Source organism: Microbacterium sp. NPDC058342, from assembly GCF_042723935.1.
GTDB lineage: Bacteria > Actinomycetota > Actinomycetes > Actinomycetales > Microbacteriaceae > Microbacterium.
This window is the reverse complement of record NZ_JBHXID010000001.1, coordinates 424,709-444,917: the sequence shown is the minus strand read 5'-3', so window position 1 is coordinate 444,917 and position 20,209 is coordinate 424,709. Positions and strand designations below refer to the sequence as shown.

8 protein-coding genes are annotated in these 20,209 nt (G+C 70.9%); all 8 read right to left on the bottom strand.

Features of this window, described 5'->3' with window-relative positions:
* Positions 1–33: 33 nt before the first annotated feature.
* On the bottom strand, positions 34–6,129 hold the full coding sequence (locus ACFWHT_RS01940) for an Ig-like domain-containing protein (protein ID WP_378824963.1): 6,096 nt from the start codon (positions 6,127–6,129) through the stop codon (positions 34–36).
* A gap of 153 nt (positions 6,130–6,282) precedes the next feature.
* On the bottom strand, positions 6,283–12,351 hold the full coding sequence (locus tag ACFWHT_RS01935; RefSeq protein ID WP_378824961.1) for an Ig-like domain-containing protein: 6,069 nt from the start codon (positions 12,349–12,351) through the stop codon (positions 6,283–6,285).
* Between the two features lie 182 nt (positions 12,352–12,533).
* Entirely contained in the window at positions 12,534–13,139 is a 606-nt protein-coding gene (locus tag ACFWHT_RS01930) for a hypothetical protein (RefSeq protein ID WP_378824959.1), read from the bottom strand.
* A 1-nt stretch (position 13,140) separates the two neighbouring features.
* Positions 13,141–13,968: a PP2C family protein-serine/threonine phosphatase gene (locus tag ACFWHT_RS01925; RefSeq protein WP_378824957.1), complete on the bottom strand. Its 828-nt coding sequence runs from the start codon at positions 13,966–13,968 to the stop codon at positions 13,141–13,143.
* The gene (locus ACFWHT_RS01920) at positions 13,965–15,308 is read right to left on the bottom strand and encodes a DUF5684 domain-containing protein (protein WP_378824955.1); all 1,344 of its coding nucleotides are present in this window, start codon (positions 15,306–15,308) and stop codon (positions 13,965–13,967) included. Before ACFWHT_RS01920 ends, ACFWHT_RS01925 begins: the two co-directional genes overlap by 4 nt.
* Positions 15,305–17,836 (bottom strand): transglutaminase domain-containing protein, encoded by a 2,532-nt coding sequence (locus tag ACFWHT_RS01915; protein WP_378824953.1) that lies wholly within the window; start codon positions 17,834–17,836, stop codon positions 15,305–15,307. The genes ACFWHT_RS01920 and ACFWHT_RS01915 overlap by 4 nt, the downstream gene beginning before the upstream one ends.
* The gene (locus ACFWHT_RS01910) at positions 17,833–19,203 is read right to left on the bottom strand and encodes a DUF58 domain-containing protein (RefSeq protein ID WP_378824951.1); all 1,371 of its coding nucleotides are present in this window, start codon (positions 19,201–19,203) and stop codon (positions 17,833–17,835) included. Before ACFWHT_RS01910 ends, ACFWHT_RS01915 begins: the two co-directional genes overlap by 4 nt.
* Positions 19,200–20,165: an AAA family ATPase gene (locus ACFWHT_RS01905; protein ID WP_378824949.1), complete on the bottom strand. Its 966-nt coding sequence runs from the start codon at positions 20,163–20,165 to the stop codon at positions 19,200–19,202. Before ACFWHT_RS01905 ends, ACFWHT_RS01910 begins: the two co-directional genes overlap by 4 nt.
* Between the last annotated feature and the right edge of the window lie 44 nt (positions 20,166–20,209).

Sequence of the window (20,209 nt, the reverse complement as noted above, 5' to 3'; positions counted from 1 at the left end):
TCTTCGTTGTTCGATGTCTCGGGGGTGCGCCGGCTACGGTCTCGCCCAGAAGCGCTTCTCGGTGTCCACGTTGTCGCCCCAGTTCAGGACGTTCACCCACACGTCGACGTCGTCACGGCCCTTGTAGCAGCCGAGCTGCTTGGAACCCTGTCCATCGAAGTTCACGGAGTAGGTGTAGACATTGCCCGACGGATCCGAGATGGCACCGTCGGCACTGGAGTAGCACTGGACGCTCATGTTGCCCAGATTCGCATCCGACCAGTTGACGATGTAGCGCCGGCATCCGTTGACGCAGCTGCCCGCCGCGTCGCCCTGCGTGACCCAGATCTTCGGCTGGGGCGGTGCGCTCGTCGTGGCCTTGTAGGTGGGCGACTCCGCGGATCCGCCCTCGGATGCCACCACCCGCACCTTGATGGTGTGCGTCTGGTTGTAGCCGTTGCCCTTGTCGACCGACCCGGACAGCGCGGACCTCTTGACCCACGACCCGCCGTCGACGCTCGTGTACACGGTGATCGGACGCCCGTTGCCCGACCCCGAGGCGTTCCAGGTGAGCTTGATCGACGTGTCGCCCGACTTCGACGCCGAACCGGTGGGTGCGTGCGGGGCACCGAACGGGACGACGCTCCCGGACGTGCCCGCGGCCCCCGGATTCGATTGCGCGCCCGCGACCACCGAGTAGGCGCGCACCTTCACCGTGTAGGTGGTGCCGTTGCGCGCGGCGATGGCCGACTTGCCGTCCCAGTTCGTCCAGCCGCCACCGGTGATCAGATACTGGTAGCGCAGCTCCTCGACCCGCGCGCCGTTGCCCTCGGGGGCGTTGAAGGTGACGTGGATGGCGTTGTCGGCCGGCCGTGCCGTCACGCCGGTCGGCGCGGCGGGCGGTCCCACGGCGCGGTACGCGGCGGACTGCGGACTGGGCGCACCCCAGCCGGCCTTGTTCTCCGCCCGCACCGAGTACGTGTAATCGGTGGTGTTCGTCGGAACGGGAACGGTCTGCGAGGTCTGGCTGCCTGTGACCGGCACGGTCTTGAAGACGGCGCCACCGCGGTAGACGGTGAGCTCGTACTGCCGGATCGCGTCGCCGTTCTGAGGAGCCGGGTCCCAGCTCACGGTCATCTGCGCCTCGCTGCCCACGGCGGGAGCGTTGTTCACGGTCGGCGCGGCGACCGCACCCGGAGGCCCTGCCGGGATCTCGGGCAGCGAGGAGTTGCTCCACTCCGACGGCTCCGGTGCCTTGTTGTGGGCGCGGACCCGCACGGTATAGCTCGTGCCGTTCTCCAGCCCCTCCCACACGAGCGAGTTGCCGGTGACGTTCGTCTTCTGGCCGATGCCGGAGGGCGGGGTGGGCGAGATCTCCAGAGTGAACGAGTCCACCGGCGAACCGCTCGACGGCGGCGTGGTCCAGGCCACCTTCAGCGACTGGTCGCCGAACTCGAGGGTCGGCGGGATCGGCGTGTCGGGGCGCGTGTCCGGCCGAGCCGGCGCCGACACCGGTGACGCCGGGCCCTCGCCGACGCGGTTGCGCGCCGTCACCTGGAAGGTGTACTCGACGTTGTTCGTGAGCCCGTCCAGCGTGCAGGTCGTCGACGAGCACGTCTTGGAGTAGGGCCGGCCGCCCACCGAGGAGACCGTGTACTCGGTGATCTCCGCGCCGTTGTTCGACGGCGACGCCCACGCCAGCACGACGGTGCGATCCTCCACGGCCGAGACGGTGGGCTTGCCCGGGGCATCCGGAACGCCCTGCACGGTCACGGTCACGCGGCCGTCGACCTCGCGGTCGGGGTCCTTCGTCGCATCCTGGATGCGGTAGCGCACCACCATGACGCCCACGAAGCTCTTGCCCGGCGTGATGTCGACCTCGTCTCCGACGACCTTCGCGGCTCCCTCACCGCTCTCGACCTGCGCGGAGGTGACCTTGAGCGGGTCGCCTTCGGCCTTGAACGGGTTGATGTCGTTCTGCAGCACCGGCACCCGGATGGTCTTGCCCTGATCGGCCTGGTCGATCGTGTCTGGACTCGCGACGGGAAGCTCGCGGGTGGATGCCGTCACGGCGATCTCGACGCTGCCCTCGACCGGCTCGGTGGTGCCGTCGGTGACCTCGATGCCCACCGAGACCGTGGTGCCCTTCGGCGTGTTCGACGACGCCTCGGCCATGAGCTTGGTGCCGTCGATGCGCGCCGACACACCCTCGCCGGGCTCGTCCGTGATCGAGAACTCCAGCCTGTCGGCGTCCTCGGCGTCCGGGTCCGTCGTCAGCGCGGCAAGATCCAGCGCGACCGCTTTCTCGCCCGGTGCGACCTGCATCTGCGCGTTGACGAACTCCGGCTGCTGGTTGTCGGGAGGAAGCACCGTGATCGGGATGGTCAGCACCGACTTGCGCCCCTCGGGGTCGTCGGGTCCGTCGCCGTCGGTGACCTCGAAGGTCAGAGCGTCCTCGCCGAAGTACCTGTCCTTCGAGGTGTAGACCAGCGTGGTCAGATCCTTGATGAGCGAATCGCCGTTCGAGTTCACGGCGCTGACCTTGGCCGCCTCGGTGATGCGCACGTCGCCGCCGCCCGCGACCGTGACGTACTCCGCCAGCGGAAGCTCCCTGGTCTCGCCGCTCTGCACCTCGAGCGGCTTCGTCGAGGTGAGCGTGGGCCGCAGCTCGCTGAGCGCCGGGACGAAGATGAACGCGGAGGCCGCGAGCTCGTCCTGATCGGTCACGGTGTAGCGGATCAACTGACGCTCATCCGTGACCGTGACCCGTGCGGTGCCGTCCTCGAGCAGGCGGGCGCCCGGCTCCACCTCGACCGTGAGTCCCTCGACGGTGCCGTCGGGATCCTCGTCGTTGCGGAGGATGTCGAGGTCGACACTCAGGCTGTCCTTGACATCCGTGACCTGGACCCGGTCGTCGCGCGCGACCGGCGTCATCAGGGGAACGTCCTCGTCAACCGTCACTGAGACCGGAGCCGTCGCCTTCGCACCCTTGGCATCGCGGACCGTGTACTGCAGCGAGGTCTCGAGCTCCCGATCGGGCACATCGATGACGAGCCGGTCTCCAGCGACCTCGGCCGTCACCCCCTGCTCATCCGATGGCAGGATGCCGCCCGTCACGATGCCGATCCGGTCGCCCTCGGGGTCGGAGTCGTTGGCGAGCACCGGCACGGCCACCGACCGTCCCGGGCGGACGACGACCGAGTCCCGGACGGCGTACGGCGCCTGGTTCAGCGCCTCCGGCGGGGCGATGCCGACGCGCACCGTGCCCACGCCCTCCTGCCCGAGGCGGTCGCGCACCCGGTAGCTGAAGGTGTCCACGCCGGCCGAGCCCTTGAAGGCCTCGAACGTCAGGAAGTTCGGTCCCACCTCGGAGATGCGTCCCTGGGTCGGTGCGCGATCGAGCCCGACCAGCTCCACCGAGTCGCCGTCCGCGTCGAGGCCGTCCAGCGGCACCGGGATGTTCACGCTCGTGCCCGCGAGCGCGCGCGCCGTCAGGTCCTGCGGGTGCGGCGCCGCGTTCGTCTTGTCGTTGAGCGGGAGGATCTGCACGGTCACGAGACCGCCGTCCTTCTGCCCCCTCGAGTCGACGGCCTCATAGGTCAGGTAGACGGTCTGCGCCTTGGCACCGGCGCGGAAGCGCACGGCATCCTGCGACACGAACGCCTCACCGGACTCGGGATCGGGCGACTCCGCCAGCTCCGGCACGACGTGCATGACGTCTCCGCTGGGATGCACGTCGTTGTCGAGCACCGGGATGGTGACGACGTCACCGGCACGCACGACCGCCTCGTCATCGTTCGCGACCGGTGGCAGCAGCTTCGAGGGAGCATCGATCGGGATGACGATCACGTCGCCCTCGGCGGACTTCGAGCCGTTCGAGATGCGGTAGCTGATGCGCACCTGTTCGTCGAAGGCGCCCTCGTCGCTGATCCGCAGCGTCTCGTGGTTGAGCACCGAGACCGAGATCCCGCTCTGCGGGGGAACCGTCACCGACTGCACCACGAGCACCCCGCCCGAGGGGTCGGTGTCGTTGGAGAGCACGCCGATCAGCGCCTCGCTGCCCTTCGGCAGAAGCGCCACATCGCGCACGGCGACCGGGGGCAGCTCGCTCTCGCGGGTGTCGAGGACGTCCACGCGCACCAGGCCCTCGGCCTGCTTGGGTCCGGAGTTGACCAGATACTGCACGTAGTAGGTGCCAGCGGTGCCCGCCTTGAAGGTGAAGCGCTTGTTCGAATAGTCGGGGACGATGACGGTGCCGTCGACGGGCTCGACGCGCGCCAGGCGGAGCTGCTCCTGGCCGGAGCTCGTGTCGTTGACCGTCGGGAAGACGGTGATCGTCTCGCCGACCCGGGTGATCACGTGGTCGGCGTTGGTCAGCGGGTTCGTCGTGCCGGCCGGCTTCACGTCGAGCTGGATCCTGCCCTTGGCGAGCTCGCCGAGCGCATCCGCGATGACGATGTCGATGCTCTTGCGGCCCTGCAGACTGGCGATCGCCTTGTAGGTGATCTGACCGTCGGTGGTGAACTCGACCTCGTCTCCGGGAGCGGCCACGACCGACTTCAGGTAGACGTCGTCGCCCTCGGGGTCGATCCAGTCCGGCAGCACGTTGTACGAGACCGTGCCTCCCACCTCGACGGCCAGCTTGGTGGTGCGCTTCGGCTTGGGCGCCGTGTTCGTCTTCTCGTCGTACACGGTGACCGTGACGACGGCGGTGTCCTTGCCCGTGCGCCCGTCGTCCACCTCGTACTCGAAGGTCGCCGCCCCCTTCGCGTCCTCCGGCACGCTGATCTGCAGCGCGGACCCGTTGAGGATCGGCTGGACGGTGCCGACCCCCGGCTGCTTGCCCGCGAGCGAGGCGGCCAGCACGTCGCCGTCCGGGTCGTTGTCGTTGTCGGTCACCGGCAGCAGCGTGCTGCCGCCGGGGCGCACGCCGAACCTGTCGTTCTCGGCCGTGGGGTTCGTGTTCTTCTCCGTGCGCTTGGGGAGCGAGGTGACCACCGTCTCCTCGGTGTTCTCCTCCTCGTCCTCGCTCTCGCCCTCCGGCGGGACCAGCACACTCCAGTCGTCCACGCGCTGCAGGCTCTTGTTGGCCATCCAGGCTGCGCCGCCCATGACGTCGTTGAGCACGATGATGTCGCGGTTGACGCGGAACGCCACCCGGGCGCTCTCGCGCCCGCCGGGGATCTCGCTCTCGACGTCGAGGGAGTCACCGGAGCAGTCGCGCACGAACTGCGCGGACCCCGCCCACGCCGCGTAGGTGCAGCCGCGCAGCTGCACGGGCTGCGCGGGGTTCCCGGTTCCCGACACTGCGGTGGCCGACGGCTCTCCCCCGCCGATCGGAACGCGCAGCAATGCGGACGCCGTGGCCACGGCGACCGCATCGGATGCCTCGGACGCCTGCTGCAGCACGGCATCCGACGCACCGTCGATGTCGGTGCGGAACCCGCCAGGCGTCGTGACGACGCCGGCGGCAGGGTCGAGCACGACCGGAGTGGAGCCGACGACGGTGATCGACGGCGGCTCGGCCAGATCGATCTCTCCCACCGACGACGTCTGGGGATCCAGCGGGAGCCCCTCGGGGTCGGTCGGGATCGTGACGACCTCTCCGCGCTCCCCCGAGAGCGCGTAGACGGTGCCGTCGCGGCCGACGGTCACGTCGGCACCCTCGCCGAGCTCGGCGACCGGGTCCACGCCCTTGATGTCGAACCCCGACAGACCCTTCGCCGACGTCACCCAGAGCTCGCCGGACTTGCGGTTGAGCACCGCGGTCGTCCTGCGCCCGAGAGCGACCTTCGCCTCGGATGGGATCGGCGCGCTGTCGGTCATCGCCATCCGCGCCGGGTCGACCGCCGTGAGAGTGTCGTTGCCGTCGTCCTCGATCAGCACGGTCTCGGCATCCTGGAGGATGTCGTAGCTGTCGCTGGTGGCGCGCAGTCCGCCGTCGATGACCGTGGATTCGTGGTTGAAGTGCCCCACCAGCAGGCTCGAGGTGTTCGTCAGCCAGACGCCGGCGTCGTTCAGCTCGACCTTCGCGGTGGGAAGGCCGTCATAGGCGACCGCCATGCCGGTGATGAGCACGGCACCGGCGACCACGCCCGCTGCGGACGCCACCGTCTTGGGGCGCGCGCGCACCCACGACAGAGCTCTCATAGCTGCGGATTCCCCCCTCGGCCTCTTCCCACGGAATCAGGTCGTCGAACAGCGGTCGCGACACGCGTGTGCCGCTCCATCATAACTTCGTGCCCGCACGCGCCGACAGGCGGCGGGATGGGCAGAGATCCCCATCCCGCCCACGGTCGGCCATCACCAGTTCGTTCCGTGGATGGTCGCGTTGACGCCCTGGATCTGCACCGTCACCGGCTTGCCGGCCTCACCAGGGCACACATACGACCCGAGATCCGCACTGCCTCCCGCAGGAATGTACTTCGCGTTGGCCTGATTGTTGCCGAACCAGGCGCCGCTCTTGTAGGCATCCACCACGTAGTTGCCCGCCGGGAAGTTGCCCGAGGTGGTCACGCGCACGTTCTGGCAGTTGCTGGGCCCGTACGTCGCCGGACCTCCCCTGCTCACCCACACCTCAGGAAGCGGCTGGGCTCCGGTGCCGCTGTTGCCGGTGACCGACTTCGTCTGCCCCTGGCTGTCCCTCACGGTCACGGTGAACGACACCGGAGTGCTCCAGTTGTAGCCGAGCGCGACGTTGCCGCCGCCGGCTCCGACCGAACCGGAGTGACCGCGGTTGTCCCGCCAGGAGACCGTGACGTCGCGGCCGTTGCGCGCGGTGGCGCCGACGTGCCAGGTGATCGTCTGCCCGTTCACGCTCGCCGACACGCTGGGCACGTTGGGCGGCCCGAACGGCGCGACGGCGTTCGACCCGGCCGACGCCGGGCTGGACTTGGAGCCGATGCCCGCGACGGTCGACACGGCTCGGACGTGGATCGTGTACGTGCCGTTGTTCGCGACTCCGCTGCGGATGACCTTGTCTCCCGGCATCGCGTTCCAGCTGCCGTTGGCGCCGATCCGGTACTGGTAGCTCACCTCACCCGCGGTGGCGCCGTTGCGCGGGCCCGGTGTGTACGACACCGTGACGGTGTTGTTCCCCGGCGTGGCCTGCACGTTCGTGGGCGCGCCGGGGGCGAGCACGCCGCGGCGAGCCGCGGACTCCGGGCTCCACTCGCCGTCGCCGGCCTTGTTGATCGCCCTGATCCGGAAGGTGTAGCTCGACTCCGACGGGGGCACGGTCACGGCCTGCGTGGTGGTGCCCGCCGCCGGGCGCAGCGTCTGGACGACGGAGCCGCCCTGGCGGACCTCGAGGATGTAGCCCGAGATCTCCGCGCCGTTCTTGTCGGGCGCCGACCAGCGCACCTGCATCTGAGCACGCGTGCCGACCGGATCGAGCTCGGCGGTGGTCGGCTGCGCGGGAGCCTTCGGAGGACCGGCCGGGATCTCGCGAGCCGAATACAGGCTCCACTCCGACGGCTCGGGCGCCTTGTTGTGGGCGCGGATGCGCACCTGGTACGAGGTGCCGTTCTCCAGGCCCTTCCAGGTCATGCTGTTGCCGGTGATGCCGGCCAGCTCCGAGGGGCCCGCCGGCGGCGCCGGGGTGATCTGCAGCGTGTACGACTCCACCGGGGAGCCGGGAGTGCTCGGTGTGGTCCACGCGACGTCGAGCTCCCGGTCGCCGAACACCAGCGTCGGGGCGCTGGGGGTGTCGGGACGGGCATCCGGACGCGCCACCTCGCTGGGCGGCGACGGCTTGGAGTCGCCCACGCGGTTGGTCGCGGTGACCTGGAAGACGTACTCGACGTTGTTGTTGAGCCCATCCAGCGTGCAGGTGGTCGAGGCGCACTGGCGCGAGTACGCGCTGCCCTTCACCGAACGCACCGTGTACCCGGTGATCTCGGCGCCGTTGTTCACGGGCGCCGCCCACGAGAGCACCACGGTGCGGTCCTCGACGCTCACCACGGTCGGCGTGCCGGGGGCGTCCGGTACCCCCTGCACCGTCAGCGTGATCCGTCCGTCGACCTCGCGGTCCGGGTCCTTCGTCGCATCCTGGATGCGGTATCGCACCACGACGGTGCCCACGAAGTCCGCGCCCGACGTCACGACGACCTCGTCGCCGTCCATCCGTACGTCGGCCCTGCCGGTCTCGAGCGACGCGGAGACGATGCTCAGCGGCGTCTCGGGGAACGGGTTGATGTCGTTCTTCAGCACCGGCACGGTCACCGGCTCGCCCTGATCGACCTCGTCGTACACGTCGGGGTTGGCGACGGCGACGTCTCGCGTGGAGGCGGTCACGAGCACGGTCACCTGACCTGTCACGGGCTCGGCCTCGCCGTCGGTGACGGTCACCTCGACACGCGCCGTGGTGCCCTTTCGGGCGTCGGTCGACGCCTCGACCGAGAGCGTCCCCCCGTCGACCCGCGCGGTGACCCCCTCACCGGAGGTGCCGGCGAGCCGGAAGCTCAGCTCGTCGTCGGGGTCCGGGTCGGATGCCAGTGCCGCCAGGTCGAGCGTCGTCGCATCCTCGCCGGGTGCGACGCGCATCTCCGCGTCGGTGAACGTGGGCGGCTGGTTGTCGGGCGGCAGCACGGTGATCGGGATCGTCAGTGTGGCCTTGCGCCCCTTCGGGTCTTCGACCGTCTCGCCGTCGGTGACCTCGAAGGTCAGTGCGTCCTTGCCGAAGAAGCCCTTCGCCGAGGTGTAGACCAGCGTGGTCTCATCCTGGATGAGGTTGTCGCCGTTGCTGTGTGGGGCGAGCACCTTCGCCGCTTCGGTGATGATGGCGCGACCGCCTCCGAACACGGTGACGTACTCCGCCAGCGGCAGCGTCTTGGTCTCGCCGCTCTTGACGACGACGGGCTCGACGCTGTCGAGGATCGGGCGCATGTCCGCCAGCGAGGGCACGAAGATGAAGGCGGATGCCTCCTGCTCGTCGCGGTCGGTGATCGTGTAGCGCACGAGGTGCGCCTTCTCGCCGATCGTCACGCGCACCGTGCGGTCGGGACGCACTGTGCCGCCTTCACCCGCCTCGATCGTCAGAGCCTGCGCGGTGCCGTCGGGGTCCTCATCGTTCGCCAGCACCTCGACGTCGACGGAGTCGCTGTCCTTGACGTCCGTCACCAGCACGCGATCGTCTCGCGCGACCGGGGCGCGCAGCGGCACGTCGGGGTCGACCGTCACCTGCACGACCGCGTTCGCCGTCGCACCGAGCTCGTCGACGATCGTGTACCTCAGCGAGGTCTCGAGTTCGCGATCGGGCACGCTCACCAGCACCCTGTCACCCGAGACGCGCGCGCTCAGGCCGTCGACGTCGGGCAGCTCGATGTCGTCGACGAGCACGATCTCGCCGCCCTCCGGGTCGGAGTCGTTGACGAGCACCGGCACGGCGATCTCACGGCCCGGCCGCACCACCACGGAGTCCTTCACCGCGTACGGCGCCTGGTTGACCGTCTCGCGCGGGGCGATGCCGACGCGGATGCTGCCGGTCGCCTCCTTGCCGAGCCAGTCGCGCACGCGGTAGGTGAACGTGTCGACGCCGACCGCGTCGTCGAAGGCCTCATAGGTGAGGAAGTTCTGCGACGTCTCGACGACGCGTCCCTTCTGGGGGCTGGAGCCGATTCCAAGCAGCTCGACGGAGTCGCCGTCGGGGTCGATGCCGTCCAGCGGGATCGCGATGTGCTGGGAGGCGCCGCTGAGCGTGCGCACGGTGAGGTCACGCGGCAGTGGAGCCGCGTTCTTCTCCTCGTTGACGGGCAGGACCTGGATGCGGATGTAGGCGGCGGCCTTCTGCCCCATCGAGTCGATGATCTCGTAGGTGGCGTTCACGGTCTTGGCCTTCGGGCCGGCCCGGAAGCGAACCGTGTCCTGGGAGACGAAGATCTCGCCGTCGTCCGGGTCGACCAGCGGCTCGACGAGCGTCGGCACGACATGGATCGCGTCACCGCTCGGATGCGAGTCGTTGGCCAGCACGGGGATCGTGACGACGTCGCCGGCCCGCACGATGACCTCGTCGTCCACCGCCACGGGCGACAGGATCCGCTCGGGGGCGGGGATCGGCAGGACGACCACCTCTCCCTCGGCCGAGCGGATGCCGTTGGAGATCCGGTAAGTGATCCGTGCGGGCTTGTCGAGGCCGCCCTGGTCGCCGATGCGCAGCGTCTGATGCTCGAGGACCGACACCGAGATGCCTCGGCTGTCCTCGTCGATGGTGGCCGACTGCATCACGAGTACGCCACCGGCGGGATCGGAGTCGTTGGCGAGCGCGTCGAGCAGCACCTCGCCGCCGACGGGCAGCAGTGCGACGTCGCGGACGGCCACCGGCGGCAGTTCGCTGTCGGAGGTGTCGATCACGTCGACGCGCACCAGACCGGGCACCGCGTTGGGGCCGGCTGCCACGAGGTACTGCACGTAGTAGACACCGACCGCGTCCGCCTGGAACGTGAACTGCTTGTTCACGTGATCCGTGTCGATCTGCGCGCCCTCGACGTCGGCGACGGATGCGAGCCGCAGCTGCTCGCGGCCGGAGCTGGCGTCGTTGGTGAGCGGCGAGACGGTCACCGGCTCGCCCGGACGGGTCACGACGTGGTCGGCGTTGGTCTTGGGCACGGTGGTGCCGGCCTGCTGGACGTCGAGCCGGATGACGCCGGTCGCCGTCTCGCCCAGCCCGTCGGAGACCGTGACCTGCACGTCCTTGCGACCGGGGAGGCTCGCGACGGCGCGATAGGTGATCTGCCCGCCCGTGGTGAACTCCACCTCGTCGCCGGGGGCGGCGATCACCTCGCGCAGGTAGATGTCGTCACCGTCCGGATCCAGCCAGTCGGGCAGCACGTTGTACGAGATCGTGCCGCCGGCCTCGACGGCGAGCCGGGTCATGCGCTTGGGCTTGGGCGCCGCGTTCACGCTCCAGTCATGCACCGACACCGACACGATCGCGGTGTCGCTTCCACGGCGGCCGTCGTCGGCGCGGTACTCGAAGGACGCCGAGCCCTGGGCATCCTCGGGCACGCTGATCTGCAGCGCCGCGCCCTCGAGCACCGGCTGCACCTCGCCGATGGAGGGCTGCTTGCCGGTGAGCGAGGCCACGAGCACGTCGCCGTCGGGATCGTTGTCGTTGTCGAGCACGGGGAGCATCGTGGTGGAGCCCGGACGCACGCCGAGCCCCGGGTCGTCCTCCGCCGTGGGCGGCGTGTTCTCCTTCTTGCGCTCGGGGAGAGTCGTCTCGACCGTCTCCTCGGTGGTCTCCTCGTCGTCCTCGGTCTCGCCCTCGGGCGGAACGATGACGCTCCAGTCATCGACCCTCTGCAGGCTCTCGTTGGCCATCCAGGCCGCCCCGCTGAAGATGTCGTTGAGCACGATCACGTCGCGGTTGACCCGGAAGGTGAGCGCCGTCGCGGTCTCGGCTCCGGGGATCGTCTCCGAGACGTCGGCGGACTCGCCCGCGCAGTCGCGCAGGAACTTCGCGGAGCCGGCCCACGCGCCGTAGGTGCAGCCGCGCAGCCACACCGGTGCGGCCGCGGCGCCCGTGCCGCCCACGGAGGTGCGCACCGGCTCTCCGCCGTCCAGCGGCACCCGCACCAGTTCGCTCTCGGTGGCGACGGCGACGGCGTCCGTCGTCTCGGAGGGCTGCTGCAGAACAGCGCCCCCGACGCCACCGAGCTCGACCCGCAGCCCCTCGGGAGCGATGAGGGTGCCCGCGGAATCGAGGACGACGGGTGTGTCGCCCACCGCCGTGATCGTGGGACTCTCGGCGTCGTCGATCTCGCCGATGGAGGTGGTCTTCTCCTCTTGGACCAGGCCCTGCACATCGGTGGTGATCGAGAGGATCTCGCCGCGCTCTGTGGAGACGCCGTGCACCGTGCCGTCGCGGCCGACTGTGACTGCGGCGTTCTTGCCGAGCTCGGCGAGCGGCTCGGCACCGCGGGGCTCGAATCCGGCGATGCCCTGGAAGGGCACCACCCAGAGCCGGCCGGAGCCGCGGTCCATCACCGCGACCGTGCGGCCGCCGAGCGCGACCTGCGAGTCCCCGGGAACGGTCGTGGTGTCGGCGAGCGCGACGCGTGCGGGGTCGACCGCCGTGACGGTGGAGTTGCCGGAGTCGACGACCACGACCGCCGAACCGTCCTGCTGCACGTCGAAGGTGTCGCCCGGGGTGCGCAGCCCGCCGTCGAGCACGGTGGACTCGTGGTTGAAGTGGCCGACCAGCAGGCTGGAGCTGTTCGTCAGCCACACACCGGCGTCGTTCAGGTCGACCTTCGTCGTGGGCAGGCCGTCATAGGCCACGGCCATGGTGGTGAGGGTCACGGCGCCGATCACGACGCCGGCGGCGGCTGCCAGGGTCTTCGGACGCGATCGCGCCCACGTCAACGCCTTCATGGCACATTCCCCCCAAGGAACACTTGCTGGCGGCGGCGGTGCGCCGACCTCGTCGCATCATCGCGTGCGCACGGAGCGACACGGACGATCCTCATCGTATCGGGCGTGGCGTGCCGTCGCATGGGCAGACGTATCCATGAGGGCAGGCGGCCTGTGGCCCTGCAGCCTGCGCCTGCGCGCTGTCAGCCCAGGATCATCAGACCCAGGGTCGCCAGGCCGGCCACCGAGATCACGCACGCCGCCCCGACCGACACGATGGCGATCAGCCCCGCTCGCCTGCCTCTGCGCACGACCGACGCCGTGACCGTGTCCGTGTCCCGCGTGGCCGCCGCGCCGCCGACCGCCGGCGGTCGCGAGGGCACCAGCGGCGCGGGGCGCGGCTTGTAGATCGCCGGAGCGCGCTCCGGCACGTCGCGGCGCGGCGGCGCCTTGACGGTGTCGAGAGTCGCGGGGTCGACGTCGGGTGCGGCGCCCGCATCCGCATCCGTCGTCTCACCATCCGAACCCGCGTCGGTGCGCCGCGTCCGGTCGATGACCACCGTGCTCTCGTCGACGGCGGTCCGGCGCATGACGACCGTGCGCTCATCCAGCCCGGTCCGGCGCATGACGACCGTGCGCTCATCCAGCCCGGTCCGGTCGATGACGACCGTGCGCTCATCGACCGCATCGTCCGCATCCGTCGGTCCGGCCGCCTCGTCTCCGGGCATGTCCCCGCGAGCTGCGGCCCGCGCGCGCCGTGCCCGCCGCGACAGCACCACCGTCTCGTCGACGGCCGCGTCGTCGTCCATGTCAGCTGCTCCTCCGCACCGGCACCGTCGTACCCTCGAGCATCGAGTCCGTGCGCGATGCGGACAGGAGCCGACTGTCGGTCGCACCATCGCTCTGCGCCGCCGCACCTCCGGACACGACGTCGATCACCACCACAGAGATGTTGTCCCGGCCGCCCGACTCCTTCGCCCGGCGCACCAGCGCCTCGGCGGCCGTCTCCGGCCGGCCGCACATCGTCAGCGTCGCCCGGATGCTCTCGTCGCTGATCTCCCCGCTGAGTCCATCCGAGCAGATCAGCAGGCGCTCACCGTCGACGACGGGGACCAGCCAGCTGTCGGCGACGCTCTCGGCGGCCCCGACCGCACGCGTGATCACGTTCCGCTGCGGGAAATCGGCCAGATCCTCGGGGCGCAGCTCACCGGCATCCACCAGCTCCTGTCCGAGGGAATGATCGATCGTGAGCTGATCGAGAGCCGAACCCCGGTGCCGGTACACCCGGGAGTCGCCGACGTTGAAGACCAGCCAGTGCGGCGCACGGTCGTGCTCGACGAGCGCGACCGCCGCCACGGTGCTCCCCGCACCCCGAGCATGCTGCGCGGCGATCGACGACACGGTCTCGTTCGCAGTCGCGAGGGCGGCCCCCACCTCGGCTACCGAGACCGCGGAGCCGACGAGAGGCGCGAACGCCTCGACCACGGCGGCGCTCGCCCTGTCGCCCGCATCGTGGCCGCCCATGCCGTCGGCGACGAGGAAGACCGGGAACTCCGCCAGCACGGAGTCCTCGTTGATCGCCCGTTTCAGGCCGACGTCGGTGAGCGCGGCGACGTTGAGGACGACGTCCGCGGTCACGACCCGGACTCCACGGCGACGTGCATCCCGACCTCGCCGAGGATGAAGCGTCCCGCCCCGATCACGCTCTCGCCGGGATCGAGCAGCGTCTCGGCGCCGTCATCGGCCACGACCACCACGCCGTTGGTCGAGTGCAGGTCGGTCAGACGCCACTCCTCACCGTGCACGACCAGGCGCGCGTGCGTCTTGGACAGGGTGCGGGTCCGGTCCGGGATGGACAGCCGCTGCTCGCCCTGCTCGCCCTCGGGGCTGCGTCCGATCACGACGCTCGTCGAAGACAGCGCGAACCGGCGTCCGTCGTCGAGCACGAGGACCCGGCGCGCGCCGCGCCGTCGCGGCACCACGACGGTCGCCTCGACATCGTCCTGCTCCGGTTCCGCACCGGCGCTCGGAACCGGGGGAACGGATGCGGCGGAGGCATCCGGTCGGACGACGGGTGCAGGACGGATGTGCGGCGCTTGCGCCGAAGGGCCGCTCGCGGCCCGATCGGCCCTGGACGCGGGTGCCGCGAAGATCGAGGGTGCGGAGAGCGAGGCGAGGTCCACCGTGTCGAGATCGGCCGCATCGGATTCGAGCGCTCCCGTCGGCGCCTGCGGGGGGACCGGCGCCGCGGGCGGCGCGGGCCGCTCCTCGCGAGGCGGCGAGGGCTCGGGATCGATCGGCGCAGCACCGGCGGAGGGCGAGGGCACCGGCGGCGCGCTCGGCTCATGCGATGGCATGCCGGGCACGGAGACGATCAGCTGATCGTCGGCACGCGACCGCGCCGGCACCGGTGGCGTCGCCTCCGGCGGGGTCGATCGCGGCGGAAGGATGGGTGCCGCCAGATAGCCCTCCTGACCACTGTGCAGGGTGGGCGTGGGCGCGACGGGAGCGTGTCCGGCGGGAGGCGACGACTCGCGCCGGGCGACGGGCCACAGCTCCGCCAGCCGGTCGCCTTCCGGATACGGCGGCACTCCCCTCGCCAGCAGGGTCGCCCACACCGGCGGAAGCAGCACCGCCAACACGGTCGTTCCCGCACCGCGACCGAACCGCTCGTTGATCCGGTGCGCGGCGACGGCCTTGAGGTACAGACCGTACAGCTGCACGACGGGAATGAGGAGGAACACGACGTTCCATGCCGGCTTTCCGCCGAGCGACAGGATCGTCGCCTCGTTGAGGATCGGCACCCAGCCCTTCCAACCCGGCGCACCGAGTCGGGGGAAGAGCTTCGACAGCGCGATCGCGTACCAGACGTACAGGGCGGCGCCCACGATCACGCCGACGACCATGACGGGGAGCATCCACAGCATCACCGTGTCGACGACCGTCTCTGCCAGCCGCGGCTGTGCGAGCGGGTTCATGCGTTCTCCTGCCTGTTCGTGCCGGCCACTGCGAGCGTATCGAGCGCCCGCCGCCGCAGCGACAGCGCGCGCCCGCGGTGCGCGCGAATCCGCAGCAGCGACGAGCGCAGGCTGAGCCGCGCACGCAGCCGCTGCCGCCGCGGCGCGCCGGATGCCAGTTCGGCTCGCTCCCGGTCGACGATGTCCCAGGCCGTGTCGGCGTCGGCATCCGTCGGCGGATGTGGAGAGAAGACGGCCTGGTCGACGATGCCGGCGAGCTCCACCGCCGCCGGCCGATCGGCGACGCGCGCGCTCTGGACCCGGGTTCCCGTCTGTCCCAGAGGGATCCCGCTGTCGACGTAGATGTCGGCGAGCTCCTCCCACGCGCCGACCAGACGCGCCTCCGCATCGTCGGCCGTGAGGCGTCCGCGACGGCGCAGCTGCTTCGCGACGAGGACGACGACGAGCGGGAGCACGAGCAGCACGAGGGCGAGCAGGCTGATCCCCGCGACGCGCAGCACCGGAAGGAGCGCGTCGAGCAGTGCGGAGTCCTGCTGTTGAAGCGGTGCCGCATCGGACTGCGAGTCGTTCTGGGCCGGAGGCGGATCGAGCGCATCGCTGCGCGGCTGCTCGGGAACGGTCGGATGCTCCGGCAGCTGCTCGCCCTCGGTGATCGTGCTCGGCAGCAGGGCGAACTGGGGAGTGACGTCCACCGCCACCCAGTCGCCGCCCGCCGCGCGGACCTCGACCCAGGCGCCCATGCCGGCCCCCGTGCAGACGTCCGTGCACGGCACCGCACCGGGCACCTCCTGCGCCTCGGGGAGGCGGAACCCGATGACGACCCGGGACTCGAACCCCCAGTGGCGCGCGAGCAGCGCAGCGGCGGCGGCGAACTGCTCGTCGTCGCCGACCGCCGCGACGAGCTGCTCGGGCGGCGCGTCCGCCCCGACCCGCGCCTGCTGCTCGCGCAGGGATGTGAAGAGCTCTTCGATCCGCGCAGCGGAATGGCCCGCGTAGCTCGGCGCGAACGAGTAGCCGCCGGCCGCCTTCAGCGCCGTGATCCACCCCGACGCCGCGTCGTCGTCCAGCAGCGAATGGCTGAGGTATCCGCGCGAGCGCAGACGGTCGACGAGCTCCAGAAACCCGGCGCCGGTGCGAGGCTGCTCCTGGAGATCTGCCCACTCCGCGAGCGCGGGGTGGGCCTCGGGGTCGAGAGTCGCCTCACCGCTGCGCGCGCCGGTGAACTCCGTCTCGTCTGTCGCCGTCGCCTGCGAGACGACGGTGTAGCGGTCTCCGGGCACGAGCCCGGGCGTGCCGTCGGCCGTCTCCGCGATCGTGATCGCCGTCGCACCGTCGTCGTCGATGTGGAACCCGTCCGCGAGAGCGTCGGCGCGGTCGCCGGCGAACACCGGCGCCGCCGCGAGGACGCCCGGGGCGGGGAGCCAGATGCCGGCATACGCGTCGCCGATCGTGATCTCGAGCCGGGCGCGGCCGTCTCCGGGCGCCGCCACGCGCGGCAGGCGGGTGAACCGCGTGCTGTCGGAGATGTGGAAGTCCTGCCCGTCATAGGAGTCGAGGGTGACCATGCGGATGCGATCGATCCCGCCCGGGTCGCCGTCGATCCGCAGAACGGTCTCGCCGAGCCGCTCCCCGCTGAACCACGACCGGTAGGCGGAAAGCGGGCTGGGCTGCGCGCGTACGACGACCATCGGCTCGACGTCGTCCCTGAGCACCGAGCGCGCCGACCAGCTCGACGCGGCGGGCACGACCGCCACACCGGCGGCGAGTGCGACCACGACCAGGAGCCCGGCGAGCACGCGGCGGCGGACGGCCGGCCAGACCGGGGCGCCCCGCCGGGCGACGCTCTGCACCGTCACCGCGCGCAGGGCGGCGGCGCGCTGCAGGCGCGAGCGGCCGATCAGCCACGTGAGCGACACGGCGAACACGCCGACGCCGACGGCGAGCTCACGGGCAGCCGGGATCGACACATCGCCGAGTCGCGCCGAGGCGCCGGCTCCGGAGACGCCGAAGGCGATGCCGAAGACCGACATCGCGATGACCACGAGGACCGCTGCCACCGCTCGCCGCCCCGGGTGCAGTGCGAGCATCGACGCGGCGAATCCGCCGAACAGGGTGACCACGAGCAGCGGAACGAGCACGGCCTGGTACTCGCCGAGCGGCGGCGCGAGGGTGAGGATCTGCTTCCAGCCGGTGACGACGCCCAGAACGGCGTCACGCAGGGCGCCGGGGAACGCGGGCAGGGATCGGAGTCCTGCGGGTACGGCCAGCGGAACGGCGAGCACGAGGTAGGCGCCCACCGCGCCCAGGCCGCCGAGCACCGCTCCCCACTGCCGCGCGCGGGCCAGCAGACCGAGCGCCACCCCGGCCGTTCCGCCGATCATGCCGGTCACGATCGCGCGCGGCGACTCGTACACCGGCCAGGCGGCGGCCGTCGCGAGCGCGACCCCTGCGACCAGGTACCCGAGCGTCCACAGGGTGAGCACCGGCGACCCCACCGCGCGGCGCGCGCCCGGTTCCTTCGCGCTCACCGCAGGGCTCCTCTCGCGAGCATCTGCGGCAGGTCCGCCAGCGCACCCAGCGTCAGGACCGAGAGCTCTCGGGCGTTTCGCAGGGTGGGCTCGGCGCCGAGCTCGCTGCGCACCGCGACCGCCTCGACGGCGGCGGGAAGCCGCACGGCGGCGTGCCGCAGCCGGTCGACCGGCACCCGCGAGCCGGTGAGGAGGAACGCGATCGAGAGATCGGGATAGGCCTGCGCCGTCAGCGCCGTGACCGCCTCGAGCCGCATCACGTCGTCGGCGAGGTCGACGGTCGACGTGCCGTCGAGCAGCGCGCGCGGCGTCAGCGTGGAAAGCGTCCTGATCGACTGCGTCGCCGCGCTGCCCTGCTCGGGAACGCGGCCGCCGACCGCGAAGAGCACATCCCGCCCCTCCCAGACGCCCTGCAGAGCCAGGGATGCCGCGGCGCTGACGGTGTTCTCGAACTCGTCGTCGCTCTCGTAGGAGTCGGATGCGAGATCGAGGACCACCGCGATCCTGGCGTGGCGGGACTCCTCGTACTGCCGGACCATCAGCCGGCCCGTCTTGGCCGTCGACTTCCAGTGGACGTGGCGCTGCGAGTCGCCGACGACGTACTCCCGGACCGCATGGAAGGAGAGATCGGCGTCGACGAGGGCGGTGCTGGGCGTGCCCTCCAGATCGCGGATGAGGCCTGCGGCCGTGCTCGGGATGCGCACGGTCACCGGATGCACGTGGATGCGCTGCACCTCCGGCCAGCTGAGTTCGCGATGCAGCAGCCCGATCGGATCGCCGCGGGCGATCGTCATGGGCCCGACGTCGATGACTCCGCGCCGATGTGCGGCGATCACGAGCTCCTCGCGGTGGTGCGCGCCCGGGCGCAGCAGCGGTACGTGCGCTTCGACGAGTCCCGCTCCGACCGGGACGTCGACGACGCCCGGGAGCGACAGCCGAGTGCCGTCGTTGCGCACGTCGAGCGTCGCCGCGATCTGGGACCCCGCGACGACCCGGTCCCGGTCCAGCACAAGCCCGATGCGATAGTCGTGGGCGCCGAGCACGAACGGGATGCACAGGATGAGCAGCGCGAGCGCGATCGCCGCGACCGCCCAGCCCTCCACCCACCCGAACACGGAGCCCGCCGCCGCCCCGAGCAGCAGCGCGAACACCACGAACGCGCCGGCGGCGCTGACCGTCTCCCGCGCCCACATCGCCGCGCCGCGCACGGCACGGCCGAGGATGCGCACCACCCGGTGCACGCCGGACACCGCCTCGCGGACGGGGCCGCGCCGTGTGGTCGCGTATCGCGTGACCGTGGAGGTCCTCGTCGACGTGCTCGTGTCGGCCGACGCCCTCGTGATCCGCGAATCGGTGCTGAGGCTCACGCAGTGCCGTTCTCGCGCGGGGGCTCGACGTCGAGCAGGATCTGCCCGATGACGGCGACGGCGGTGACGCCGTCGAACTCGGCCTCCGGTTCGAGCACCAGGCGGTGCGCGAGCGCGACCACCGCGAGCTCGCGCACGTCGTCGGGGGTCACGTACGTCCGGCCGTTCTTCGCCGCCCAGGTCATCACGAGTCGCGAGAGCGCGAGCGCGCCGCGCACGCTGACGCCGAGACGCACCTCCGAGGCCCTCCGGGTGGCGTCGACGATGCGCATGATGTAGTCGGACACCAGCGGGTTGACGTAGACGGTCCTGGCCAGCTCGCCCATCGTGAGCAGCGTGTCGGTGCCGGCGATCCCCTTGAGCTCCTTCTTCGTCTCGGGCGCGGCCTGCAGGATGCGCATCGTCGCCGCATCGTCGGGATACCCGATCGAGGTCTTGATCATGAAGCGGTCCAGCTGCGCCTCCGGCAGGCGATAGGTGCCGCCCTGCTCGATCGGGTTCTGCGTCGCCAGCACGAGGAACGGCGATCCGACCGGCCGCGTGACGCCGTCGACCGTGACCGTTCCCTCTTCCATCACCTCGAGCAGGGCGGACTGCGTCTTCGGACTCGCACGGTTGATCTCATCGGCGAGCACGATGTTCGCGAAGACGGGTCCCGCATGGAACTCGAACTCCCCCGCCTTCTGGTCGTAGACGGTGATGCCGGTCACGTCCCCGGGAAGCAGGTCGGGCGTGAACTGGATGCGCGTGCTCGTCCCCGTGACGGTCTGCGCGATCGAGCGGGCCAGCGCCGTCTTCCCCGTGCCGGGGAAGTCCTCCAGCAGCACATGCCCGCCGGTGACGGCGGTCGCCAGCACCAGCTCGATCACGTGCCGCTTGCCGAGGATCGCCTGCTCGACGTTGCCGGTCAGGATCGAGAACGTGTCGGCGAACCAGGAAGCCTGTTCAGGGGCGATGGTCATGGGGCATCCTCTCGAAGGGCAGGCGCGGCCTTCGCGCCACCCGG

Coding starts and splice junctions, on each gene's coding strand:
- ACFWHT_RS01940 (WP_378824963.1), bottom strand. CDS start 6,129: ATGAGAGCTCTGTCGTGGGTGCGCGCGCGCCCCAAGACGGTGGCGTCC.
- ACFWHT_RS01935 (WP_378824961.1), bottom strand. CDS start 12,351: ATGAAGGCGTTGACGTGGGCGCGATCGCGTCCGAAGACCCTGGCAGCC.
- ACFWHT_RS01930 (WP_378824959.1), bottom strand. CDS start 13,139: ATGGACGACGACGCGGCCGTCGACGAGACGGTGGTGCTGTCGCGGCGG.
- ACFWHT_RS01920 (WP_378824955.1), bottom strand. CDS start 15,308: ATGAACCCGCTCGCACAGCCGCGGCTGGCAGAGACGGTCGTCGACACG.
- ACFWHT_RS01905 (WP_378824949.1), bottom strand. CDS start 20,165: ATGACCATCGCCCCTGAACAGGCTTCCTGGTTCGCCGACACGTTCTCG.